Raw genomic sequence first — 6476 nt, 5'->3', positions numbered from 1 at the left:
ACCAACGCCACCCGACGCTCGTCCACACTCGATTCACGGACCACGCCGATCGTCGGGGGTGGCTGTGCCACACTTCGTGATGTATCCATTTATCGACTTCCTGCGGTAGAAGGTGTGTGTTGCGACGAGCGGCACCGATAGTCGAGATCCATTCCGTCGCTACCGGTTTCCGTAGCCTCTAGATCGGCAGGCGTACGAGTTCGCTCAAGACTGTGCGATGCACGCTCGGCGTGCCGAATGCGATCTGGTCGGCCTTGGCGCGCTTGAGGTAGAGGTGCGCCGGATATTCCCACGTCATACCGATGCCGCCGTGCAATTGCACGCACTCCTCGGCTGCCTTGACCGCCACCTGCGAACAGAACGCCTGGGCAATGGAGGCGGCAACCGCGAGATCGGGGTCGTTCTCCGCAGCGCACGCCGCAGCGTATCGAGCTGCCGCACGGGCACCTTCGACGTCGGTGTACAGGTCCGCGAGCCGATGTTTGAGCGCTTGGAAGCCGCCGACGATCCTGCCGAATTGTCGGCGCTGCTGCAGATAGTCCACCGTCGTGTCGAGACACCACTGCGCGATGCCGACCTGCTCCGACGCCAGCAGGGCGGCTCCGATCTGCAACCCCGCCAGCACTGCCGGCCCGCCCGCCTCCGCGCCGAGCACCACGCGAGTGGGCGCCTCGTCGAAGGTCAGGTCGGCCAGCTGCCGTCCCATGTCGAGGGAGACGACGGGGGCGGCATCGACAGCCGCGGCATCGACGGCGTGCACCTCGATGCCCTCGTCCACTCGCACCGGAACGAGGAGGAGATCCGCCTCCACCGCACCGGCTACCGAGGTGACCTGGCCGGTCACCGTTCCACGGGGCGTCGCGGTCACGACCGGCGTGAAGGAGGCAACGCTCGCGGAGAGCGGGACGACGAGGGCCGCGGTGCGCTCGCCTGAGGCGAGCTCGGAAAGCAAGTCGTCCGCATCGGAGAAGTTCAGCACAGTGGTGGCCACCAGCGCGCTGGTCAGAAACGGCGCCGGCGCCGCGAACCGACCGAGTTCCTCCTGGACGACGGCGGCCTCGCGGGCCGTGGCGCCCGCTCCGCCCGCCGATTCCGGCACCAGCAGGGCGGCCAGACCCAACTCGGCGGCCAGCGACTTCCACAGAAGCGGCACGATCGATCGGTCGCCGTCGTACAGCGCGGTCGCCGCGCCGGCGGGACAGCGGGCGGTCAGCAAGTCCCGCAATGCCTCACGCAATGCGTCCTCGACGTCGGTGTAGAGCAGGTTCGACTCCCTCATCGGGGTACGTCCTTCCAGGCGATGTCCTTGTCGACACGCGGTTCGGTGGGCAGCCCCAGAACGCGTTCGGCGACGATGTTGCGCAGGATCTCGGACGTTCCGCCCTCGATGGAGTTCCCCTTTGCGCGCAGATACCGGTAGCCCGCGTCACGGCCCGTGAAGTCGACGACGTCGGGGCGAGTCATCGTCCAGTCGCTGTACCGCAATCCGTCTTCACCGTTGACCTCGACCTCCAGGCCGCTGATGGTCTGCGCGAGGCGGGCGAACACGAGCTTCAGCCCGGCGCTCTCGGGCCCGGGCGCACCCACCGCCAATTTCTGTCTGACGCGAATTCCTGTGAGCCGGAATACTTCCGATTCCACCCAGCTGGTCATCAGCTCGTCGTGAAGCGCGGTCGAGCGCACCTCGGGCCGTTCCCTCCAGGTCGACGCGATTCTGCCGATCATGCCGCTTTCGCGGACGGAATCGTCGCCGCCGATAGCGACCCTCTCGTTGGTGAGGGTCGCGTTGGCGACCTTCCAGCCCTCCCCCACCTGCCCGGCGCGGTGCGTATCGGGAATCCTCACATCGGTGAGGAACACTTCGTTGAACTCCGCCTCTCCGGTGATCTGCCGGAGCGCCCGGACCTCCACACCGGGATCGGTCATGTCCACGAGGAAATAGGTCATCCCCGCATGCTTGGGCACGTCGGGATCGGTGCGAGCCAACAGAATTGCCCAGTCCGCTTCGTGGGCGCTCGAGGTCCACACCTTCTGCCCGTTGACAACCCAGTGGTCACCGGCGCGGACGGCGCGGGTACCGACCGCCGCCAGATCCGAGCCGGCCCCGGGTTCGCTGAACAGCTGACACCACACCTCTTCGCCCGTCCACAACGGACGCAGGAATCGCTGCTTCTGCTCCTCGGTCCCGAAGGCGAGAATGGTCGGGCCGGCCATACCCAGGCCGATGCCGATCCGCCGTGCCGGGTTGTCCGGCGCCCCGGCTTCCTCGAGCAACTCCTCGACGTATCCCTGCAGCGATCGGGACAGGCCGAGGCCGCCGAGCCCGAGAGGGAAGTGCACCCAGGCCAGCCCGGCGTCGAAGCGGGCGCCCTGGAACTCGCGAGGTTCCGTGGACCGAGGGGGAAAGGATGTGGTGAGCTCCGCGATTCGTGCGCGAAGCTCACGGTGAATGGTGCTCTCCGCGGTCATGCCCGTGGCCCGCCGGCGACGTAGACCACCTGGCCGGAGACGAACCCGGATTCCTCGCGGGCGAAGAACGACACGGTCGCCGCGATGTCCTCCGGTTGGCCGACCCGGCCCACCGGGATGTCCGCGACGCCCATCGCCTTGAAGTCTTCGAACGACATCCCCATCCGTTCCGCCGTGGCGACGGTCATCTCGGTCTCGATGAACCCGGGAGCAATCGCGTTCGCGGTCACGCCGAACTTGCCGAGCTCGAGCGCCAGCGTCTTGGTCAACCCCTGCATACCGGCCTTGGCCGCCGCGTAGTTGGCTTGGCCCCGGTTGCCCAGCGCCGACGTGCTCGAGAGGTTGACGATCCGGCCCCACCCGGCGTCGACCATGTACTTCTGCGTCGCACGGGTCATCAGGAATGCGCCGCGCAGGTGAACGGTCATCACCGCATCCCAGTCCTGGGTCGTCATCTTGAACAGCAGGTTGTCGCGGGTGATGCCGGCGTTGTTCACCAGCACCGTCGGGGCACCCAGCTCCTCGGCAACCCGGTCGACGGCCTGCGCCACCCCCTGCTCGTCGCCGACGTCCACACCGACTGCGAGGGCGCGACCCCCGGCCTTCTCGATCTCCTCCACCACCGGCTTGCCGGCAGCTTCCTCGAGGTCGAATAGTGCGACGGCAAATCCGTCGCGGCTCAGCCGTTTCGCCACGCCGGCGCCGATTCCGCGAGCAGCTCCCGTCACGATGGCGGTGCGCTGATCAGACATGTCTCGCTCCTTGTGTTTGATGAGGATCGTTGATGAAGAATGTGGGAGCCGGACGGCTCACGAGGGTGGGAACAGACGCTGCGACGCAGGACTATTCGGCTCCTGCGGTCAATGTCAGGCCGCCGTCGACGACGATGGTCTGCCCGGTGATCCACGCTGCGTCGTCGGAGAGCAGGAAGGCGACTGCGCTGCCGATGTCCTGCGGCACACCGAGCCGTTTGAGCGGGTAGGCGGCGATGACCTCGTCTTCCCTGCCCTCGTACAGGGCGGTCGCGAACTGGGTCTTGACCACCGCCGGAGCGACCGCGTTGACGCGTAGATCCGGGCCGAGTTCGACGGCCAGCTGGGCGGTGAGATGTGTGAGCATCGCCTTGGTCGCGCCGTAGAAGCCGATGCCCGGTGCGGGCTGGATTCCGGCCACCGACGAAATGTTGACGACGGACCCGCCGTGCGCGCCCATCCAGGCGTTGTGGGCCTGTTGCACCCAGGACAGCGCCGCCAGGCAGTTGACCTCGACGATCTTGCGGGCTGCGTCCAGGTCCAGTTCGACCATCGGCCCGTAGACGGGGTTGATTCCGGTGTTGTTGACGAGCAGGTCGATACTGCCGAACGCGTCCATCGCGCGCTTGACTGTCTCGGTCTGGTGATCGATGTCGTCGCTCCTGCCCGCCACCGCGAGCGCGTACTCGGGGCCGCCCAGGGACGCCACTGCCTCGTCGAGCGCATCCTGCTTACGGGCGGTGATCACCACCTTGGCGCCCTCGGCCACGAGTCGCTCGGCGATGCCGAGTCCGATTCCCCGGCTCGCTCCGGTGACGATCGCGACCTTGTCGTCCAATCGTGTGTTCATCTCACTTGCTCCGGTTCTCTGGATTCGGGTTCGCCGCGGCGGCGAACTCGTGTTGTGGTCGGGCTCAGCTCAGCCGCTCGAGCACCATCGCCATACCCTGGCCGCCGCCGACGCACATGGTTTCGAGACCGAATTGCTTGTCCTGGTGGACAAGAGAATTGATCAGTGTGCTGGTAATTCGTGCGCCGGTCATCCCGAAGGGGTGGCCGAGGGCGATCGCTCCGCCGTGAATGTTCAGCTTCGTGTCGTCGATACCCAGTTCCCGGGCCGACGCGATGACCTGGGCGGCGAATGCTTCGTTGATCTCGACCAGGTCGATGTCGTCGATCGTCAGGCCGGCCCGCCGCAGGGCCTGCCGGCTCGCCTCCACCGGACCCAGGCCCATGATTTCCGGGGACAGACCGGTGACTCCGGTCGAGACGATCCGCGCAAGCGGGGTGAGACCCAGTTGCTGTGCCTTGGTATCGCTCATCACCACGACGGCGGCGGCGCCGTCGTTGAGTGGGCAGCAGTTCGCGGCGGTCACCGTGCCGTCCGGACGGAACACCGGCTTCAGTTCGGAGACTGCCTCGAGGGTGACCCCGGTGCGCGGGCCGTCGTCGGCCGACACCACACTGCCGTCGGGCAGTGTCACCGACGTGATGTCGTTCGCCCAGAATCCCTGGGCAGCAGCTTCTTCCGCCCGATTCTGACTCCGCGCGGCGAACTCGTCCTGGTCCCGGCGGCTCACACCCATCAGCTGCGCAACGTTCTCCGCTGTCTGCCCCATCGCGATGTAGGCATCCGGGAGGGAACCGTCGGCGCGTGGATCGGCCCAGGTCTGGCCACCACCGGCGAACTTCTCCGTCCGGGTCTGCGCCTCCGCGAAGAGCGGATTGAACGTATCGGGCAGGCTGTCGGAGTTTCCCCACGTGTAGCTGCTGACGCTCTCGACCCCTGCCGAGATGAAGACGTCACCCTCACCAGCCCTGATGGCGTGAAGCGCCATCCGCGTCGTCTGCAGGCTCGACGCACAGTAGCGGGTGACCGTCGTGCCGGGCAGGTGATCCATCCCGGCCAGGACCGCCACCACGCGACCCATGTTGTGCCCGGACCGACCACCGGGCAGACCGCAACCCAGCATCAGATCGTCGATCTCGGTCGGGTCCAGTGCCGGCACCTTCGCCAGCACGGCCCGCACCATCTGCACGGCCAGGTCATCGGGTCGCATCTCGCGCAACGACCCCTTGTACGCGCGACCGATCGGAGACCGAGCGGTGGCGACCACAACTGCTTCCGGCATGCTGATGGACCTTTCGGGAGTTTGGGGATGGAACGATTGCTTGTGACAAGAGTGCGGAATGCGCGATCCGATGCCCGCCTGTGCGCCCGAGGGCCGCACAGGCGGGCATCGGAAGGGTCACGCCCCGACGTTGACGAGCTGTTTGCCGAAGTTTCCGCCGGTGAGCATCGCGATGAACGCCTTGGGCGCGCTCTCCAGGCCTTCCGCGATGTCCTCCTGGTACTTGATCTTTCCCTCTGCAAGCCAGCCGGAGAGTTCGGCGATCGCAGTGGGCCAGTAGTCGCGGTGCTCGGCGATCACGAAGGAATAGACCGTGACCCGATGCATCAACAGGTGGCGTAGACCCCGGAGACCGTACGGCTCGTCGGCGTTGTAGTCACTGATGTTGCCGCACAGCGAGATGCGTGCGTGGTCGTTGATGCGCCCGAGCACAGCGTCGAGTACGGGACCCCCGACGTTCTCGAACAGGACGTCGACGTAGTCGGGCGTTGCGGCCTCGAGCTGCCTCTCGAAGTCCGGGGACTTGTAATCGATGCAGGCATCGAAGCCGAGTTCGTCGACGACGTACCGGCACTTCTCGGCTCCACCGGCGATACCGACCACCCGGCAGCCCTTGATCTTGGCGATCTGTCCGACCACACCGCCGACCGCACCGGAGGCCGCCGTCACGACGACGGTCTCGCCCGCGGCCGGCTTGGCGAGCTCGAGAAGACCATAATGCGCTGTGGCTCCGGTCATTCCGAGCACACTGAGCGCGGCCGACACGGGGCCGGCGTTCCGGTCGATGACGCGAACTGCGTCCTTGGTCACCACACCGTGGGTCTGCCACCCGAGAGAGCACGCCACGACGGTGCCCTGCGGCAGCTCGGGTTCGTTGCTCTCGATCACCTCGGCGATGGTCGCCCCCGGCATGACGTCGCCTGGGTTCAGGTGCGGCACGTAGGAGCGCACCGGGTCCATCATCGGCCGCATGTACGGGTCCAGCGACAGGTACAGGACCCTGACGAGGGCCTGCCCGTCGCCGGGCCGGGGCAGGTCGGTCTCCTCGACGGCGAAGTCGTCCTCGCTGACCATGGCGGCGGGATGCCGCCGCATCGTCACCTTCGTGTTACGTCCGGTCATC

The 6476-nt window shown here is 66.8% G+C and carries 6 protein-coding genes; all 6 read right to left on the bottom strand.

Features of this window, described 5'->3' with window-relative positions; genetic code table 11:
* Window positions 1-178 precede the first annotated feature (178 nt).
* Entirely contained in the window at window positions 179-1279 is a 1101-nt protein-coding gene (locus AZG88_RS00150; protein WP_061696757.1) for an acyl-CoA dehydrogenase family protein, read from the bottom strand.
* Window positions 1276-2469 (bottom strand): acyl-CoA dehydrogenase family protein, encoded by a 1194-nt coding sequence (locus AZG88_RS00145; protein ID WP_061040946.1) that lies wholly within the window; start codon window positions 2467-2469, stop codon window positions 1276-1278. The genes AZG88_RS00150 and AZG88_RS00145 overlap by 4 nt, the downstream gene beginning before the upstream one ends.
* Window positions 2466-3221: a 3-oxoacyl-ACP reductase FabG gene (gene fabG, locus AZG88_RS00140; protein ID WP_005242751.1), complete on the bottom strand. Its 756-nt coding sequence runs from the start codon at window positions 3219-3221 to the stop codon at window positions 2466-2468. Before fabG ends, AZG88_RS00145 begins: the two co-directional genes overlap by 4 nt.
* Window positions 3222-3312: 91 nt before the next feature.
* Window positions 3313-4071, bottom strand: a complete 759-nt coding sequence (locus tag AZG88_RS00135) for an SDR family oxidoreductase (protein WP_061696756.1) — start codon at window positions 4069-4071, stop codon at window positions 3313-3315.
* Window positions 4072-4135: 64 nt separating this feature from the next.
* Window positions 4136-5353: an acetyl-CoA C-acetyltransferase gene (locus tag AZG88_RS00130; protein WP_061696755.1), complete on the bottom strand. Its 1218-nt coding sequence runs from the start codon at window positions 5351-5353 to the stop codon at window positions 4136-4138.
* Between the two features lie 117 nt (window positions 5354-5470).
* Window positions 5471-6475, bottom strand: a complete 1005-nt coding sequence (locus AZG88_RS00125; protein WP_061696758.1) for an NADP-dependent oxidoreductase — start codon at window positions 6473-6475, stop codon at window positions 5471-5473.
* Between the last annotated feature and the right edge of the window lies 1 nt (window position 6476).

Origin of the sequence: Rhodococcus sp. LB1 (assembly GCF_001583455.1) — a bacterium.
In the GTDB taxonomy this organism is placed as follows: Bacteria; Actinomycetota; Actinomycetes; order Mycobacteriales; family Mycobacteriaceae; genus Rhodococcus_F; species Rhodococcus_F opacus.
This window is presented reverse-complemented; position numbering and strand designations above follow the sequence as displayed.